At 65.2% G+C, this 15,900-nt stretch carries 20 protein-coding genes; 8 read left to right on the plus strand and 12 right to left on the minus strand.

What is annotated here, in order from left to right; genetic code table 11:
• Positions 1-15: 15 nt before the first annotated feature.
• Both XH83_RS19275 and XH83_RS19280 read right to left on the minus strand, forming a co-directional pair.
• Positions 16-717 (minus strand): GrlR family regulatory protein, encoded by a 702-nt coding sequence (locus XH83_RS19275; RefSeq protein ID WP_194402384.1) that lies wholly within the window; start codon positions 715-717, stop codon positions 16-18.
• 191 nt (positions 718-908) lie between these two features.
• Positions 909-1,943, minus strand: a complete 1,035-nt coding sequence (locus XH83_RS19280) for a glutamine synthetase beta-grasp domain-containing protein (RefSeq protein ID WP_194402385.1) — start codon at positions 1,941-1,943, stop codon at positions 909-911.
• 539 nt (positions 1,944-2,482) lie between these two features.
• Here XH83_RS19280 and XH83_RS19285 point away from each other — a divergent pair.
• Complete coding sequence (locus XH83_RS19285; RefSeq protein WP_194402386.1) at positions 2,483-2,686, plus strand: DUF2735 domain-containing protein; 204 nt, start codon at positions 2,483-2,485, stop codon at positions 2,684-2,686.
• A gap of 110 nt (positions 2,687-2,796) precedes the next feature.
• Here XH83_RS19285 and XH83_RS19290 read toward each other — a convergent pair whose 3' ends face one another.
• A complete protein-coding gene (locus XH83_RS19290; protein WP_194402387.1) occupies positions 2,797-3,123 on the minus strand; it encodes an MliC family protein in 327 nt (108 codons plus the stop codon).
• Positions 3,124-3,209: 86 nt separating this feature from the next.
• On the opposite strand from XH83_RS19290, the gene XH83_RS19295 reads away from it, so the two are divergent.
• Positions 3,210-3,953: a tyrosine-protein phosphatase gene (locus XH83_RS19295; RefSeq protein WP_194408322.1), complete on the plus strand. Its 744-nt coding sequence runs from the start codon at positions 3,210-3,212 to the stop codon at positions 3,951-3,953.
• A 23-nt stretch (positions 3,954-3,976) separates the two neighbouring features.
• Complete coding sequence (locus tag XH83_RS19300) at positions 3,977-4,657, plus strand: SDR family oxidoreductase (protein ID WP_194402388.1); 681 nt, start codon at positions 3,977-3,979, stop codon at positions 4,655-4,657.
• Here XH83_RS19300 and XH83_RS19305 read toward each other — a convergent pair whose 3' ends face one another.
• Positions 4,658-5,005, minus strand: coding sequence for a GrlR family regulatory protein (locus tag XH83_RS19305; protein ID WP_194402389.1), 348 nt, complete (start codon positions 5,003-5,005; stop codon positions 4,658-4,660).
• A 129-nt stretch (positions 5,006-5,134) separates the two neighbouring features.
• On the opposite strand from XH83_RS19305, the gene XH83_RS19310 reads away from it, so the two are divergent.
• Together XH83_RS19310 and XH83_RS19315 are read left to right on the plus strand one after the other, a co-directional pair.
• Positions 5,135-5,839, plus strand: coding sequence for a DUF2161 domain-containing phosphodiesterase (locus tag XH83_RS19310; protein WP_194402390.1), 705 nt, complete (start codon positions 5,135-5,137; stop codon positions 5,837-5,839).
• Between the two features lie 77 nt (positions 5,840-5,916).
• Entirely contained in the window at positions 5,917-6,216 is a 300-nt protein-coding gene (locus tag XH83_RS19315) for a hypothetical protein (RefSeq protein WP_063194198.1), read from the plus strand.
• A 78-nt stretch (positions 6,217-6,294) separates the two neighbouring features.
• On the opposite strand, the gene XH83_RS19320 is transcribed toward XH83_RS19315, so the two are convergent.
• Together XH83_RS19320 and XH83_RS19325 are read right to left on the minus strand one after the other, a co-directional pair.
• Positions 6,295-6,900, minus strand: coding sequence for a GNAT family N-acetyltransferase (locus tag XH83_RS19320; RefSeq protein WP_194402391.1), 606 nt, complete (start codon positions 6,898-6,900; stop codon positions 6,295-6,297).
• Between the two features lie 152 nt (positions 6,901-7,052).
• Positions 7,053-7,451 (minus strand): PaaI family thioesterase, encoded by a 399-nt coding sequence (locus XH83_RS19325; protein ID WP_194402392.1) that lies wholly within the window; start codon positions 7,449-7,451, stop codon positions 7,053-7,055.
• A gap of 119 nt (positions 7,452-7,570) precedes the next feature.
• On the opposite strand from XH83_RS19325, the gene XH83_RS19330 reads away from it, so the two are divergent.
• Complete coding sequence (locus tag XH83_RS19330) at positions 7,571-8,350, plus strand: cobalamin-binding protein (protein WP_194408323.1); 780 nt, start codon at positions 7,571-7,573, stop codon at positions 8,348-8,350.
• Between the two features lie 91 nt (positions 8,351-8,441).
• Here XH83_RS19330 and kynU read toward each other — a convergent pair whose 3' ends face one another.
• The 5 genes from kynU to XH83_RS19355 all read right to left on the minus strand — a co-directional run bounded on the left by kynU (position 8,442) and on the right by XH83_RS19355 (position 13,657).
• Entirely contained in the window at positions 8,442-9,644 is a 1,203-nt protein-coding gene (gene kynU / locus XH83_RS19335) for a kynureninase (RefSeq protein WP_194402393.1), read from the minus strand.
• Positions 9,645-9,664: 20 nt separating this feature from the next.
• Entirely contained in the window at positions 9,665-10,504 is an 840-nt protein-coding gene (kynA, locus tag XH83_RS19340; protein ID WP_194402394.1) for a tryptophan 2,3-dioxygenase, read from the minus strand.
• A gap of 35 nt (positions 10,505-10,539) precedes the next feature.
• Complete coding sequence (locus XH83_RS19345; RefSeq protein WP_194402395.1) at positions 10,540-11,349, minus strand: alpha/beta hydrolase; 810 nt, start codon at positions 11,347-11,349, stop codon at positions 10,540-10,542.
• Positions 11,350-11,600: 251 nt separating this feature from the next.
• Entirely contained in the window at positions 11,601-12,878 is a 1,278-nt protein-coding gene (locus XH83_RS19350; protein ID WP_194402396.1) for an ArgE/DapE family deacylase, read from the minus strand.
• Positions 12,879-12,931: 53 nt separating this feature from the next.
• Complete coding sequence (locus XH83_RS19355) at positions 12,932-13,657, minus strand: pyridoxamine 5'-phosphate oxidase family protein (RefSeq protein ID WP_194402397.1); 726 nt, start codon at positions 13,655-13,657, stop codon at positions 12,932-12,934.
• 74 nt (positions 13,658-13,731) lie between these two features.
• Between XH83_RS19355 and XH83_RS19360 the strand changes: the two genes are divergently transcribed.
• Together XH83_RS19360 and XH83_RS19365 are read left to right on the plus strand one after the other, a co-directional pair.
• Positions 13,732-15,204 (plus strand): PLP-dependent aminotransferase family protein, encoded by a 1,473-nt coding sequence (locus XH83_RS19360; protein WP_194402398.1) that lies wholly within the window; start codon positions 13,732-13,734, stop codon positions 15,202-15,204.
• 67 nt (positions 15,205-15,271) lie between these two features.
• Entirely contained in the window at positions 15,272-15,517 is a 246-nt protein-coding gene (locus tag XH83_RS19365) for a DUF6719 family protein (protein WP_194402399.1), read from the plus strand.
• Here the strand turns inward: XH83_RS19365 and XH83_RS19370 are convergent, their stop codons facing one another.
• Positions 15,518-15,883: a hypothetical protein gene (locus XH83_RS19370; protein ID WP_194402400.1), complete on the minus strand. Its 366-nt coding sequence runs from the start codon at positions 15,881-15,883 to the stop codon at positions 15,518-15,520. It lies immediately after the preceding gene.
• Between the last annotated feature and the right edge of the window lie 17 nt (positions 15,884-15,900).

Here is a 15,900-nt window from a genome sequence, read left to right on the forward strand (position 1 = left end):
CGCTTCCCGGTGCGATCAGGCGCGGTGCATCAGCTTGAGCGCGGCGGTCAGGCGCAGGCTGCGCTTGCCGGCGAGCGCGGTCGCCTCCAGCACCGCCTCCTGCGCGTCGTAGCGGCCGGAGAAACCGATGCCGACCTCGTGGCCGCCGAAGATCGGATCGTCCTTGGCCGGCGTGTGCTCCTGGTTGAGGATCTGGCCCTTCCAGCGCCCGTTCGCGGCGGCGTAGCTGCCGAGATAGTAGAACGCCGCATCGCCGCCGAGGATGCGGCCCTGGTTGAGCAGCATCACGCCGGTGAGGCCGCCGTCGAGACCGTCGAGCATCCGCAGATGGATGGAGTAGAGACCGTCGGCGATGCCGGCTTCGCCGACGCCACCGGCGATCGGCACCTCGTCGTTCGTGATTGGCGTCATCACCGACTGGAAGGGAACGCCCGGCAACTCCTTCAGCTCGCCCTTGAAGCGGTAGAGATCGCCATCCGCCCAGCCCTTGGCGAGCAAGGTGGCATCATCGGTGCCCGCCATGGCGCGGTAGTTCGGATCGGGGTTGTGGCGGACGGTGCTGATCACGACGTCGACGCCGCTGTCGGTCTTCTCATAGGTGCCGATATGGGCAAAGGCCGAATTGCCGCCGAGCATCTTGCCATTGCCGGCATGCATCACGCTGCGGCCGACCGCGTCGCCGAGCTGAAACTTCACCTTGTAGAAGCCCTCAAACACCAGCCGTGTCCCCGGCCCTCGCGCGCATCCTGGCGCACTCTATCCCGTTTTCCGGGGCGATGGACAAGTCTCGCGCCTCCGAGATTTGCGGGAGCGACTGTCATCCAAATGCAAAAATCCGCCGGAGCCTTGCAGCTCCGGCGGATTGAGCACCAACCCGGGCCAGCCCCCCAGCCCGGGCCGGGAGGATCTTAGGCCGCGGCCTTCTTGTCGGTCGGCACGGACGCGATCGTCTTCAGGATCTGCGAAGCGATCTGGTATGGGTCGCCCTGCGAGTTCGGACGGCGGTCTTCCAGATAGCCCTTGTAGCCGTTATTGACGAAGGAATGCGGAACGCGGATCGAGGCGCCGCGGTCGGCAACGCCGTAGCTGAACTTGTTCCACGGCGCGGTCTCGTGCTTGCCCGTCAGACGCTTGTCGTTGTCCGGGCCGTAGACGGCGATGTGGTCCATCAGGTTCTTGTCGAAGGCGGCCATCAGGGCCTCGAAGTACTCCTTGCCGCCGACCGTACGCATGTACTCGGTGGAGAAGTTGGCGTGCATGCCCGAGCCGTTCCAGTCGGTGTCGCCGAGCGGCTTGCAGTGGAACTCGATGTCGATGCCGTACTTCTCGGTGAGGCGCAGCATCAGGTAGCGGGCCATCCACATCTGGTCGGCAGCGGTCTTGGAGCCCTTGCCGAAGATCTGGAATTCCCACTGGCCCTTGGCGACTTCCGCGTTGATGCCTTCATGGTTGATGCCGGCCGCGAGGCAGAGGTCGAGATGCTCTTCGACGATCTTGCGGGCGACGTCGCCGACGTTCGAGTAGCCGACGCCGGTGTAGTACGGACCCTGCGGCGCCGGATAGCCGGACGACGGGAAGCCGAGCGGACGGCCGTCCTTGTAGAAGAAGTACTCCTGCTCGAAGCCGAACCAGGCGCCGGCGTCATCGAGAATGGTGGCGCGCTTGTTGGAGGCGTGCGGGGTCTTGCCGTCGGGCATCATGACTTCGCACATCACCAGCACGCCGTTGGTGCGCGCCGCGTCCGGGAAGACGGCGACGGGCTTCAGCACGCAATCGGAGCTGTGGCCTTCAGCCTGCTGGGTGGAGGAGCCATCGAAGCCCCAGAGCGGAAGCTGCTCGAGCGTCGGGAACGACGCGAATTCCTTGATCTGAGTTTTGCCGCGCAAATTCGGAGTCGGCGTATATCCGTCGAGCCAGATGTACTCGAGCTTATACTTGGTCATTGAGCCTCTCTGTAGATGATGCGAAAGGTTTGGGGGCCCGGAGGCCCCTGAACGTTTTGTACCCGGCCATCATCGGCCGGCCCTTTACAAGCATTTTGCGTGCCAAAAGGCCGCAGTGCAGAAGGTTTTCCACCACCGCCGAGGTCGCCTCGCCGCGAGCGGACGGACCCCGGCGATATGCGTCATAGCCGCGCACCTTTGCGTGTAGCTGCAGCGCAAAACCCCGAGGAAATCGCTCGTTTCTCAAGCAGGCGGCGCGGTGACGGAAGCTGCCGATGAAACGCGCATCAACCGCCAGCAATTTTTGCAAAGTCGCCCGCCCCTACCGAGCAACCTTTGGAATGGCCTGGGCGTTGGTCACTGACAGGGTGCCTTAGGGGATGCAGACCTTCCGCTGCCCACAAATTGGGCGGCAACTGATTTCCTTTTCAGCACTTTGCAATTCGGGGGGCGGGGCCGATATGGGGATTCCGGTAACCACAATCGAACGAGTCGGGCGCACCATGGAGGCCAATGCGCTTCGACCCAGGAGAATCGCAATGATGAACAATGGTCTGAGTCACGGATCGGCAACGATCTACCAATTCCCGGTCGGGGGCCGCGCAGCTCTCGCCGGACGCCGCCTTGGCGAGACCCGCCTTCCTGCTGATCCCGCCTCGCTACCCGCGAACGTCTCGATCTGCAGCGACAGCTGGTATCACCAGGACGCGGTCGATGACGCCAAGCCGAAATGGGATCGCTGATGCCTGTGGTTGGTTTGAAACCGCCGCGCTCGGGCGAGCGCCTGGCGGCAGTTGAAAAAGGGTCGAAACAGCAATGTTTCGGCCCTTTTTGATTCCGGCTGCGCCCGCGGCTAGATCCCGGGCTGTCCGGCCTCCACGCAGCTCGTCACGGGCCGCCTCAGGTGCTTCACCGTGGTGGGCCCGCTCTTGGGAATCTTCAGCGTGACGCCAGCTCCCGAATAACGCGCACCCGAGACTGACAGCCGCCTGGCCAGCGTGATCGGCTCGCCGTCGATCTGGAGAAAGGCCCGCTTGTCGAGGTCATAAAACCCAACGATGAACTGCGTACCATCGGCGCATCGATAGGTCCGGAATGTCTGCGCGTCAGCCTGCGGCACGCTGCCAATTCCGACCGACAGCATGGTGATCCCCAAAAGAATGGTCTTGTGCCGGCTCATGATCACCCCCTGTATAAACCTCAAGGACGCCCCCTCGTGCGTCCAATGGAACCATAACCGAAGCCGATCCCATGCAAGACTCTTCTCTGAGAGACTCCCCTGCCCGCCACCTCGCCCTGCAAGGCGCCAGTAATTTTCGTGACCTCGGCGGTTATCCGACCGCCGATGGCCGCACCACGCGCTGGCGGCACATCTTCCGCTCCAACCATCTCGGTCAGCTCACCGCTGCCGATGTCGAGATCGTCCGTGCGCTGGGCGTGCGAAGCGCATTCGACTTCCGCGGGCTGGAGGAGCGCGCGGCCGGCGTCTGCGTCGTGAACGAGATCACGGTCCATTCGCTGCCGATCGAGCCCAGCGTGGTCGCCGCGCTGCGGGCCGAACTCGCCAGGGGCACCCTGACAGGAGCGGTCGCGCTCGAGCTGATGCGGGAGTCCTATCGCAACTATGTCCGCCACCACACGCACAGCTTTCGTGAGCTGTTCGGACATCTGCTCGAAGACCGCGCGCCGCTGGTGATCCACTGCACCGCCGGCAAGGACCGCACCGGCTTTGCCAGCGCGCTGATCCTGCATGCGCTCGGCGTGCCCGATGACATCATCACCGAGGATTACCTCTTGACCAACCAGCACTACAAGCGCGACGCGACGGCTGCCACCGACCTGCCCGATGACGTTCGCAACGCCATCGGCAGCGTCGAGACCTCCTATCTTGCCGCAGCGTTCGAAGCGGTCGGCGAGGAATACGGTGATCTCGAAACCTACTTGCGCGATGGGCTCAAGCTCGGCACAGCAGAGCGGACCGCGCTGCAGGCGCGCTATCTGCAAGCGTAACTCACAACGCCCGGAGAGCGATGATGCAAGACAAGGTTCTGGTCGTGACAGGCGCGCGCGGCGCGCTCGGCAATGTGGTTGCGGAGATCGCGCAGGCGCGCGGCGCGCGCGTGGCCGGTATCGATCGTGCGCCCTCGCAGGTGCCCGCGACGCCCGACCGCATCGAGATCGGCGGCGTCGACTTGACCGACGCGGCGCAGGCGAAGACCGCGGTCGAGGCGGCGGCCAAGCATTTCGGCCGGCTCGACGCACTGATCAACATCGCCGGCGGCTTCGCGTTCGAAACCGTCGGCAACGGCGACATCAAGACCTGGCAGCGCATGCATGCGCTGAACGTGCTGACCGCGGTCAACGCCTCGCGCGCGGCGCTGCCGCACCTGTCCGCGTCCAAGGCCGGGCGCATCGTCAATATCGGCGCCATGGGCGCGCTGCAGGCAGGCTCCGGCATGGGACCCTATGCGGCATCGAAAGCGGGGGTGCATCGGCTCACCGAGGCGCTCGCCCAGGAGTGGAAAGGCAAGGTCACGGTGAACGCGGTGCTGCCGTCGATCATCGACACTGCCGCCAACCGCGCCGACATGCCGAAGGCGGACTTTTCCAAATGGGTGACGCCGCAGGAACTCGCCGAAATCATCCTGTTCCTCGCCAGCGACGCCGCGAGCGGCGTCACGGGCGCGCTGATCCCCGTGGGCGGGCGAGTGTGATCAATCTGGAACCAGCAGCCGCAGACTGCCCTTGAAACGGATGCTCTGCTTGCCGGCGAGCGCGATGCCCTCGCCATAGGCGGTCTCGTCGGTGTAGGTGCCGCTGAAGCCGATGGTCACCACCTTGCGGCCCCACACGGGGCGCTCGTCGAACGAGGGCGAGTGCTCCTCGTTGGTCAGTTCGCCCTTCCACTTGCCGTTGGCCGAGGTGTAAGTGCCGTAAGCGAAGAAGAATGAATCACCGCCGCGCATCGTGCCGTCGCGCAGCACCATCACGCCCTGATTGCCCCCCTGCACGGCGTCCAGCATCTCGATGCGGATGTGATAGAGCCCGTTCCTGATCGTCATCTTCGTGAAGGCGCCCCGGTTGGTTCCGGTCGCAGGATAATCGCACCAACTGTTCCGGATCAAATGGCGCCGAGGCCGAGGTCCGATCCGGGCTAGACTTCCGCAACTGATTCTCCGATCGGACGTCCCGTGGAAACCGCGCTCTACCTGCCCGTCAAACGCTTCCTCGAAGAGCTCGGCTTCACCGTGAAGGGCGAGATCGGCGGCTGCGATCTCGTCGGCCTCAGCGCCGGCGATCCGCCGATCGTTGTGATCGGCGAGCTCAAGCTCGCCTTCAATCTCGAGCTGATCCTGCAGGCGGTCGACCGCGCGCCGGCCGGCGACGAGGTCTGGATCGCAGCGAAGATGTCGATCCGGGGCAAGGGACGCGAGAGCGATGCGCGCTATCGCAATCTCTGCCGTCGCCTCGGCTTCGGCATGCTCGGCGTCACCGACCGCGGACAGGTCGAGGTGCTGGTGAAGCCGCCGACGGCGGCGCCGCGCCGCGAGCCGAAGTTGCGATCGCGCCTCGTCACCGAGCATCAGCGCCGCCAGGGCGATCCCGTGCTCGGCGGCAGCACCCGCGCGCCGATCATGACGGCCTACCGGCAGCAGGCGCTGGCCTGCGCCTCGGCGCTCGCCGACGGGCCGCGGCGCGTGCGCGACCTGCGCGAACGCTGTCCTGATGCCGGCAAGATCTTGCTTAACAATGTGTACGGCTGGTTCGAACGGGCCGACCGGGGAATCTACGGGCTTACCGAGGCCGGGCACGCCGCCCTGAAACGCTGGCCCCAGCAGCGGATTGAGGTCGATACCGGTGGTGCGTCACTGCTGCGACACCCGACCGGTGCATAGCTGAGATGCCACACCAATTTCATATTGCAATGCAACATTGGTGGCACTAGGTATCCCGGCATCAAAACGAGGCCGTTATGAGCGCAGACTGGAATACCAAATATGGCACGCGGCGCGTCCGCCATGATCCGCCGACCCTGGACGAGGCGATCTTCGCCGCCATCGGCATCACCGACGATCATGAGCAGCAGGCCGAGATCGCCGCAGCCTTGATGGGGATGCCGCTCGATGTCGTGCAGGCCGAGGTGAAGAAGCAGGCGCGCACCAACAGCCGCATCACTGCAACGCGCGTGATCGCCGGCGAACAGGGTGCGCAGCGTTCCGTCGTGGTTGAGCGCCGCGTCGTCCGCCGCTTCGGTACGCGCACCGGCACCTGAAGCATTCGTTCCAGGACCCAAATACGAAAGCGGACCGGCGATGCCGGTCCGCTTTTTGATTCAGCCTGCGATTTGAGATCAGGCCGCGCGATTGTCGTACATGCTGGAGATGATCTTCCAGCAGGTCGAATTGAGGCTGAGAAGCGCGCGCCCGGCCGTGAACGGCGACGCCGCGAGATCGGCGAGCTCGGCTTCAGGCGTCTTGGCAAGATCGATCGTGCCGGTCGATTCGCCATGGCGGAAGGCCAGATGCGCTCCGAACTTCCTGGCGAGCGCCCGCATCGCGTGATTCTCGGCGCCCGTCGTGATGCGCAGACGCTTGTAGCCCTTCCAGCGCGCCTCCGCGATCAAGCGGCGGAACAGAACGGTGCCGACACCCTGGCGCCGCGCGGAGGCTTCCACGCTGAAGGCGACTTCAGGCAAAGCCTCATCTTCCGGCGGATGCAGCTCGGCCGCACCGCGGACAACGCCGTCGACGATATAGGCCACGATCACGGTGCCGTCCTCGGCGCAGCGGGCGGCGTAACGCTCGATGAAGCTGTCGTCGAGAAAACCGTTGAAACGGTCGTGCCGGCTTGCGGCGTCGAGCCTCAGCAGGTGATCACGCAGGAGCGGTAGTTCTTCCTGCTGGATCAAGGTCCGCACATAGCCCGGGGCCGTGCGGACGGTCTCTTCAAGTACCACGTCAAAACTCCTCTTGGTGTCCCTCGAGGAGGCGTTCGAATCCCTAGACCCTCTATATTGTGCATCGCAGCATCTTTTGCAAGACGAGGACCTGCCCAACTTAGAGGCATGGAGAACGACCAATTCGTTAATAAAATCAAAGCTCCGTAGTCTTACAGGACAAGCTGGGTCTGGGTCACCACGGCCACCAGCTTGCCGTCCTCGGTTTCCAGCCGGGTGGTCCAGACCTGGGTCCGCCTGCCACGATGGACCGGCGTCGCGGTGGCAATGACCGTGGTTCCCTCCCTGGCCCCGCCGATGAAATTGGTCTTGCTCTCCAGCGTGGTCGTGCCCTTGGCGTCCTCCGGCAAGTTGATCACGGTCGCCGCCGCGCCAACGGAATCGGCCAGCGCCATCACTGCCCCGCCATGGATGGTGTGATGCAGCGTGCAGAGATCGGGCCGGACCGTCATCCGCGCCACCACGCGGTCCTTGCCCGCCTCGATGAACTCGACGCCCTTGAGCTCGGCGAACGGCATCTTCATTGCTTTAAGTTTTTCGAGCGGCGTCATCAGATCTCCTCCCAATTCCTTGTTGCCTCAGCGTGAATTGCTTTGTGCGGCAAGGCAATGACGTCTGAGGTCATCGTCACCGTGACATTATCAGCCGCATGAGCGCATATGGTCCCGCCATGCGCCACTTCCCGCCCCGCCGCATCGTGTGCCTGACGGAGGAAACCGTCGAGACGCTCTATCTGCTCGGCGAGCAGGACCGCATCGTCGGCGTCTCCGGCTACGCTGTCCGCCCACCGCAGGTGCGGCGCGAGAAGCCGCGGGTGTCGGCCTTCGTCTCCGCGGACATCCCCAAGGTCCTGGCACTGGAACCGGACCTCGTGCTGGCTTTCTCCGATCTCCAGGCCGGCATCGCCGCCGACCTCGTCCGCGCCGGCGTCGACGTCCATGTTTTCAACCAGCGCGATATCGCCGGCATCCTCGCGATGATCCGCACGCTCGGTGCGCTGGTTGGCGCGACGGAGCGCGCGGAGGCCCTCGCACAAGGTCTGGAACGGCGCCTGGCAGCGATCGCCGCAACGCCCCGCCCCTCGCCCCGGCCGAAGGTCTACTTCGAAGAGTGGGACGATCCGCTGATCTCCGGCATCGGCTGGGTGTCCGAGCTGATCGAGATCGCCGGCGGCGAGGATGTGTTTCCGGACCTGCGCCATCGGCAGGCCGCGAAGGATCGCATCGTCCTGGCGGAGGCGGTACGCGAGGCCGCGCCGGACGTGATGCTGGCCTCCTGGTGCGGCAAGAAGGTCGTCGCCGCCCGCATCAAGCAGCGTGATGGCTGGAGCGATATCCCGGCCGTGCGCGAGGATCGCATCGTCGAGATCAAGTCACCAATCATCCTGCCGCCGGGACCGGCAGCGTTGACGGACGGGCTCGATGCGATCGTGACGGCGCTGTGGGGATGAACGCGGATAGCGGGGTCGCCGACACTCTCCTGTCCCGGACGCGCTACAACGCGTCAGCGTCGCTGCGCTACGTCCGGGCGCACGACCTTCCTCAGGTCACGGCATTCACAACGTGATACTCCGGCCGCCGCCACACCTCGCCTGCGACCACCTCCTCGATGATCTCCGCCGCCCGCACGATCTCGCTCTCACCGATATACAGTGGCGTGATCCCGAACCGCATGATATCGGGCGCGCGAAAATCGCCGATGAGGCCGCGGGCGATCAGCGCCTGCATGGCGGCGTAGCCGCCCTCGAAGGCGAAGGAGACCTGCGAGCCGCGACGCTCATGGCTGCGCGGAGTGACGAGCTTCAAGGACGGGCAGCGGCGCTCGACCTCCGCAATCAGGAGGTCGCCGAGCGCCAGCGATCGCGCACGAACCTCCGCGATATCGACGCGGTCCCAGATGTCGAGCGAGGCCTCCAGCGCCGCCATCGCCAGCACCGGTGGGGTGCCGACGCGCATGCGCTCGACGCCGCCGGCAGCCGCATAGGCCAGCTCGAACGCAAACGGCTTGGCGTGGCCCATCCATCCCGACAACGCAGCCCGCGCCGTATCGGCGTGGCGCGGCGCGACGTAGAGGAAGGCCGGCGCGCCGGGGCCGGCGTTGAGATATTTGTAGGTGCACCCCGCCGCAAAATCCGCGCCGCTCCCGGCAAGATCGACCGGCAGCGCACCGGCGGAATGGGCGAGATCCCAGACCGTGACAATGCCGAGCGCATGGGCTTTCGCGGTCAGATCCGCCATGTCGTGGCGGCGGCCGGTGCGATAGTCGACCTCGGTGATGTAGAGGACCGCGACCTCCTCTGACAACGACGCCTCGATCTCCTCCGGTGCCACCAGGCGCAATTGATGGCCGCGCCCGAGCGTCTCGATGAGGCCCTCGGCCATGTAGAGGTCGGTCGGGAAGTTGCCGGTATCAGACAAGACGATCTTGCGCGACGCGTTCATGTCGAGCGCAGCGGCAAGCGCCTGGTAGACCTTGAGCGACAGCGTGTCGCCGACCATCACCGAGCCTGCTTCCGCGCCAATCAGCCGGGCGATGCGGTCGCCGACATGGCGCGGCTGGGCGTACCAGCCCGCGGTGTTCCAGGCACGGATCAGCTCATTGCCCCACTCCGTCGTGATGACGCGGTTGACCCGCTCGGCAACGCCCAGCGGCAGCGCACCGAGCGAATTGCCGTCGAGATAGATCACGCCGTCAGGCACATGAAACAGGGCCTTGGTGTCGACGTAGACGCGATATCTGGTCATAGACACTTCTTTGGACATTTCTACAGGATGGTGCGGACGCGCCAGAGCTCGGGGAACAGCTCCACCTCCAGCATGCGCTTGAGATAGCTGACCCCACCGGTGCCGCCGGTACCGCGCTTGAAGCCGATGACGCGCTCGACCGTGGTCACGTGGTTGAAGCGCCAGCGCCGGAAATAATCCTCGAAGTCGACCAGCTTCTCGGCGAGCTCGTAGAGCATCCAATGCGTCTCCGGCGCCTCGTAGACGACGCGCCAGGCCTGCAGAACGCCTTCGTTGAAGCTGTGGGTCTCGCGAACATCGCGCGCGAGCACGGCCGCCGGCATCTTCAGCCCATGGCGGTCGGCAAGCCTGAGCACCTCATCATAGAGGCTGGGCGTCGCCAGTTCGGCCTCAAGCAGTTTTGTCGTTTCCACATCGTGCGCGTGCGGCTTGAGCATGGCATGGTTGCGGTTGCCGAGCAGGAATTCGATCAGCCGGTACTGGCGCGACTGAAAGCCCGAGGACTGTCCGAGCTGCGAGCGAAAACGCGTGTACTCGCTCGGCGTCATCGTGCGCAGCACGTCCCAGGCGTTATTCAGCTGCTCGAAGATGCGCGACATCCGCGCCAGCATCTTCATGGCGGGCGACACCTCGTCCCGGGCGATGGCGCGGCGCGCGGCACTGAGCTCGTGGATGGCGAGGCGCATCCACAATTCCGTGGTCTGATGCTGGATGATGAACAGCATCTCGTCATGCGCTTCCGACAACGGATGCTGCGCGCCCAGGATCGCGTCCAGCGACAGATAGTCGGCATAGGACATGCGCCGCGCGAAATCGGTCTCGGCGCCTTCCCTCGTGGGATCGTAATCGCTGGAGGTCATGGACAGGCCCTTTCGATCGATCTTCCCGGCCTTGCTCAGTCGAGGCCGATCAGGCGCGCGGTGATCAGCGAGGCCGGATCCTTCAGTCCGTCGATCACGGTAAAATGGTTCAGCCCGGGATCGACGACAAGACGGGTCGGCACGTCGAAACCGGTCCAGACATTGGCCATCAGGTCGGACTGGCGGATGAATTCGGGCCGCTCGCCGCCGCCGACCCAGGCGGTGACAGGTGAATGTCCGCGCGGCAGATGCAGCGCAGCACTTTCGAGCGCCGCCTCTTCCACGGTCATGCGCAGCGTGTCGTTCATTTTGGTCTTCAGCAGCGGACGCAGATCGTGCAGGCCACTGATCGAGAGGGTGCCGGCGATGCGGTTGAAGACGGCGGGCTCCAGCCGGCTGTCGTCGCACAACATGCGCGTGACGAGATGACCGCCGGCGGAGTGCCCGGCAAGCCGGATCGGTCCTGCGACGAGCGAAGCAGCCTTGGCGATCGCGGCGGTGATTTCGGCAGTGATGTCGGAGATGCGCGCGGCCGGCGTCAGCGTGTAGCTCGGCAGCGCCACGGTCCAGCCGTGTTGCTGTGCGCCTTCGGCCAGATCAGTCCAGGTCGATTTATCGAAGCGCATCCAGTAGCCGCCGTGGACGAACACCACGAGGCCTTCGCTGTCGCCGTCGGGCAGGACCAGGTCGAGCTTCTGGCGCTCACCCGCGCCGTAGGCGATATCAGCGCGAAAATTTGTCAGCCCTGCCCGGTAGGCCCCCGCCCGCTCCGCCCACAGCCCCGGCATCTTGTCCGACCCCGGGATATGGGCCGAATTGGCGTAAGCATCATCCCAATCGCGCATTGTCACTCCCGAGGACTCAGGCCTTGCGATGGGCGCCAGTCTGCCACCAGAGCAGGTGGCGTCCTAGTACTTATTTTAAGCTTAAAGGATTTTGGAGAGCCCTTGTTTCGAGCAACAGCCGCTCCGGCCGAGATATCTTGGGGCGAGCAAAGCGCAGCGTGCCCACGCATTTGGTCATGTCAGAGAAAATTCGTGGGCACGGCGCAAGTGCGCCTTTGCCACCCCTACGAGAGCCGCGATCGAGGTGGCCGCTACGCCCTCTCCACTCCGCACCATTCCGCAATGAACAGCGCCATCGCCTTGGTCGTCTTCTTCAGCGACTCCAGCTCGACGAATTCGTTGAAGCCGTGCATCTCGCCGCCGCTGGCGCCGAAGCAGAGGCTCGGGATGCCTTCGTTGAGGCCGTAGAAGCGGGTATCGGTGAGCGCGGTGAAGACGAGGTCCTCCGGCGTGCCGCCATAGACCTTGCCGAACGCTTTGCTGAACGCGGCCTCCGGCGCGGCGGCGTCGGTCAGCTCGTAGCCTTCCGACAGGAACCCCGACCACTCGATCTCGGGCGGATTGTTGGCGAGGAAGCGGTGGTTGCGCGCGGCGGCCGCGACGCAAGCCATGATCTCCTTCTGGTGATCGGCGATCGACCAGCCCGGCAACACTGCGATCCGGCAATCGACGTCGCACCAGGCCGGCACGCTGGAGGCCCAGTCGCCGCCCTTGATGATGCCGGGGTTGAAATTGATGGGATGGTTCAACGTCCTAAAGTGCTTGTCGGCCTTGGCGCGCTCGTTCCACTCGATCTCGAGCTTTTGCAGCGCCTGGATCAGATGATAGGCGGCCATGATGGCGTTGGCGCCGGAGCCGGCGAATGCCACGTGCGTCGGATGCCCCTTCACGCGCAGGCGGAACCAGATCACGCCGACCTGCGAGCGCACCATCTTGCCGCCGGTCGGCTCCGGGATGAAGCAGGCGTCCGCGCGGTAGCCGCGCTGCAGCGTCGAGAGCGCGCCGACACCGGTGCTCTCCTCCTCGATGACGGACTGGAAATGGATCCGCGCCGTCGGCTTGAAGCCCGCGGCCTTGATTGCGTCCAGCGCATAGAGCGCGCCGATCGTGCCCGATTTCATGTCGCAGGCGCCGCGGCCGAACATCTTGCCGTCCTTGATGACGGGCGAGAACGGCGGCGTGTCCCACAATTCCAGCGGGCCGGCGGGCACCACATCGCAGTGCCCCTGCAGGATCAGCGACTTGCCGCCGTTCGTTTGGGGACGATAGGTCCCCACCACCGAGCGCGCCTTGGAGAAATCATGCTCGATCGGGCCGAAGCCGCGCAGATCCTTGAGATCGTCGACGTTGATGTGCCAGTCATCGACCTCATAGCCACGCTCGCGCAGGAGGTCGCCGATCATGTCCTGGCACGGCCCCTCCGCCCCGCGGGTCGAAGGGATCGCGACGAAATCGCGTGTGGTTGCAAGCTGGGCTTCGAAGCCGGCATCGACGGCGTCGAGAATCCTCTGCTGCGTTTCGGCATTCATCAGGCAACTCCAGGCATTCCAATGGTCCCAAGGAGTGCGCAGGCTAGCCGATTTCAGCCGTTCGGGTACTCTGCAAAATAGGCATCCCGCAATGCATCTTCGAGCAGGCGGCCTTCGGAATAGCCATTCAGCGACGCAGGCCGGCTGACGCCGTCGAGCAGGCGCGGACACGGCTCGGGCGCGCCGAGCACCGTGCGAACCGGGATGCGCTCGGCATAAACAGGCAATTCATAATCCTCCTCGTCGTCGGCAACACCCTTGGCGCGTATCTTGGCCGAGGCTTCCTCGATCTCCATCGCGATGAAGGAGGTTGCCTTGATCTCCTGGGTGTTGCTGGCCCGAAGGCTCGCGGTGCGATCCGGGAAGAAGCGGTCGACCATCGCGATCACCGCGCGCTCCTTCTCCGCGGGATCGGTAACGAGATAGGCGGTGCCGAATGCCATCACCGCACGGTAGTCGGCGGAATGGTTGAAGCCGCAGCGCGCCAGCACGAGGCTGTCGAGATGGGCCACCGTGAGACACACGCGCTCGCCCCTGGTCTGATTGCGCAGCATCCGGCTGGCGCTCGAGCCGTGCCAATAGAGCTTGGTGCCCTCGCGCCAGAAGAAGGTCGGCGTGCAATAGGGCTGGCCGTCGATCACGTAGGAGACGTGGCAGAGCATCGAGGAATCCAGGATGCGATGAACCGTGTCGTGATCGTAGAAGCCGCGGTCGTGCCGGCGCTTCACCTGGTTGCGCGCGGAGGTCGGATAGGAATTGGTGGTCTCGGTCTGGCTCACGGCCGCTCCTGATCGGATTGGAAAGAACGGGCGCAGTTGTAGCGGCGCATTTGGTCTGCGATAGTTCCAATTCCATGCGAAAAATTCCGACCAATTCCATCCCCTCGCCGGTTAAGGCCGAACTGCCGCTCGACCTCACCGGTCCCCACATCACGGCCGGCGCCTCGTCGGCGCACCGGCTCTATCAGGCCTTGTGCGAGATGATCGTCGGCGGCCTGGTGAAACCCGGCGAGCCGCTGCCGCCGTCCCGCACACTGGCGAAACAAACGGGCTTTCGGCGCAACGCCGTCGTCAACGCCTATGAGCGACTGATCGCCGATGGCTTTGCCGAGGCCACTGTCGGCTCCGGCACCTTCGTCGCCGCGCGCATCCCGGCGCGCGCGGCCGCGCCGACCAAGCCCAAGGCGATTGTCGAAACGCCCGGACAAGGCGCGTTCGCGCTCGGCTGCACGCATATCGACGAACGCGCGGTGCAGCGCTTCCGCGCCTTCGTCGGCCGGCGCATGCGCGCCTTCGGGTCGGAACATCTGCATTATGGCGACCCGCGCGGCAGCCGCGAGCTGCGCGCGGCCATCGCCGATCATCTACTGTCGGCGCGCGGGCTGCGCTGCGATCCCGATCAGATCATGCTGACGTCGGGTACCCTGCACGCGCTGCGCATCGTGCTGAGCGCGATCCTGAGGACGGGCGACCAGGTCTGGTGCGAAGACCCCGGCTATCCGGCCGCGCGAAAAACCATCGTGCATTGCGGCTATCGCGCCGTGCCCGTTCCCGTCGACGAGCACGGCATGCGGATCGCCAAGGGCCGCACCGCGGCGCCCGACGCACGCGCGGCCTATGTCACGCCCTCGCACCAGTTTCCGCTGGGCGTGCAGATGTCGATGCCGCGGCGCCTCGAGCTTCTGGACTGGGCCAGGCAGGCCGGTGCCTTCGTGCTGGAGGACGATTACGACAGCGAGTTTCGCTATGACGGCGCACCGTTGATGTCGCTCGCCGGCATCGACCGTCTCCAGCGCGTGATCTACCTCGGCACGTTCGCCAAGACGCTTTTTCCGGGCCTGCGCATAGGCTATTGCGCCCTGCCCGAACGCCTGATCGCGGACGTGACGGCGGCGCGCGCGGCGCTCGACCGCTTCCCCGCCACGCTGATGGAAGGTGCCGTGGCCGACATGCTCAATTCAGGCGCGTTCGCCGCAAACCTCAAGCGCGTGCGAAAACTCTATCGCGACGCACGCGATGTGCTGGCCCAAACGCTGGAAGCCGCGTCCGATGGCGTGCTCTCGGTGCCGGTGCCCTCACAAGGCCTGCATCTGGTCGCCCGGTTCGATCCGTCGGTCGACCTGTCGGTGGCCGCGCGGGCCAAGCAGGCGGCCGGCGCGGAAGGCTGGCTGTTGGCCGACACCTATTCGCGCGCGCGGCCTCTGCCCGGCTTCGTGCTGGGATTCTCCGGCCATCCGGTTCCACAGCTCACGGCCTCCGCCGAACGGCTGGCGAGGGAGTCGCGCGCGGCCCTGCGCGCGAGGGCCAAGGCGGCCAGGGGCGCGTGACGAACGTTCACTATGAGAATCGCCGGCCAGTCCCTACATTGCGGCATCGTCTCCGAGACCTTTCGCCATGCCGCTACGCCGCACGATCTGCCTCTCATTCCTGATCTCCATCGCACTTGCCGCGACGGCACATGCCGGCTCGGTGGGACGCGAGCAAGACATCGGCGATCTCAAGCTGGGTCAGCGCGTGCAGGTGGACGACGGAACCTGTCCCGCCGGACAGATCAAGGAAGTGCGGGGGGCGAAGATGTCGGACAAGGGCGTCGTGCGCACCGCCGCTTGCGTGCCGCGCTACGGTCCGAAGACGAAATAGCTACTGCTTCGCCGGATCGAACATGCACTGCAAGGTCGGCTTGGCGATCTTGGTGAAGGTCGGGCCGATCTCGCCCTGCTTGGAAGCCGGCACCCAGTCGGTCTCGATGGTAGGTACGCCGGTTTCGCTGATGCCGCGCAACAGCGCCTCGCGCAGATCGCGGTCCTCGACGGCCGCCGCGGCGTGATCATGCAGGCAGCCGCAGACTTCCTCGGGATGTTCCCAGCGCCCGATCATCCGTGGTGCGCACTGGCGCACGAACTCGGTGCGGGGATCCGGTAATCTGGAGGGCGCGCGTACCTGCGCCTCGGCCGCACTGATCGTCAGGACGGACACGAACGCAGCGGCGCAAAATCGAACGAGCATGACGGCCTTTATCGGCT

The sequence above is a fragment of the Bradyrhizobium sp. CCBAU 53351 genome (assembly GCF_015291745.1).
GTDB lineage: Bacteria > Pseudomonadota > Alphaproteobacteria > Rhizobiales > Xanthobacteraceae > Bradyrhizobium.

Coding starts and splice junctions, on each gene's coding strand:
- XH83_RS19325 (WP_194402392.1), bottom strand. CDS start 7,451: ATGACGCCGCTCGAAAAACTTAAAGCAATGAAGATGCCGTTCGCCGAG.
- XH83_RS19350 (WP_194402396.1), bottom strand. CDS start 12,878: ATGAATGCCGAAACGCAGCAGAGGATTCTCGACGCCGTCGATGCCGGC.
- XH83_RS19280 (WP_194402385.1), bottom strand. CDS start 1,943: ATGACCAAGTATAAGCTCGAGTACATCTGGCTCGACGGATATACGCCG.
- XH83_RS19360 (WP_194402398.1), top strand. CDS start 13,732: ATGCGAAAAATTCCGACCAATTCCATCCCCTCGCCGGTTAAGGCCGAA.
- XH83_RS19285 (WP_194402386.1), top strand. CDS start 2,483: ATGATGAACAATGGTCTGAGTCACGGATCGGCAACGATCTACCAATTC.
- XH83_RS19290 (WP_194402387.1), bottom strand. CDS start 3,123: ATGAGCCGGCACAAGACCATTCTTTTGGGGATCACCATGCTGTCGGTC.
- kynU (WP_194402393.1), bottom strand. CDS start 9,644: ATGACCAGATATCGCGTCTACGTCGACACCAAGGCCCTGTTTCATGTG.
- XH83_RS19330 (WP_194408323.1), top strand. CDS start 7,571: ATGCGCCACTTCCCGCCCCGCCGCATCGTGTGCCTGACGGAGGAAACC.
- XH83_RS19365 (WP_194402399.1), top strand. CDS start 15,272: ATGCCGCTACGCCGCACGATCTGCCTCTCATTCCTGATCTCCATCGCA.
- kynA (WP_194402394.1), bottom strand. CDS start 10,504: ATGACCTCCAGCGATTACGATCCCACGAGGGAAGGCGCCGAGACCGAT.
- XH83_RS19305 (WP_194402389.1), bottom strand. CDS start 5,005: ATGACGATCAGGAACGGGCTCTATCACATCCGCATCGAGATGCTGGAC.
- XH83_RS19370 (WP_194402400.1), bottom strand. CDS start 15,883: ATGCTCGTTCGATTTTGCGCCGCTGCGTTCGTGTCCGTCCTGACGATC.
- XH83_RS19345 (WP_194402395.1), bottom strand. CDS start 11,349: ATGCGCGATTGGGATGATGCTTACGCCAATTCGGCCCATATCCCGGGG.
- XH83_RS19315 (WP_063194198.1), top strand. CDS start 5,917: ATGAGCGCAGACTGGAATACCAAATATGGCACGCGGCGCGTCCGCCAT.
- XH83_RS19300 (WP_194402388.1), top strand. CDS start 3,977: ATGCAAGACAAGGTTCTGGTCGTGACAGGCGCGCGCGGCGCGCTCGGC.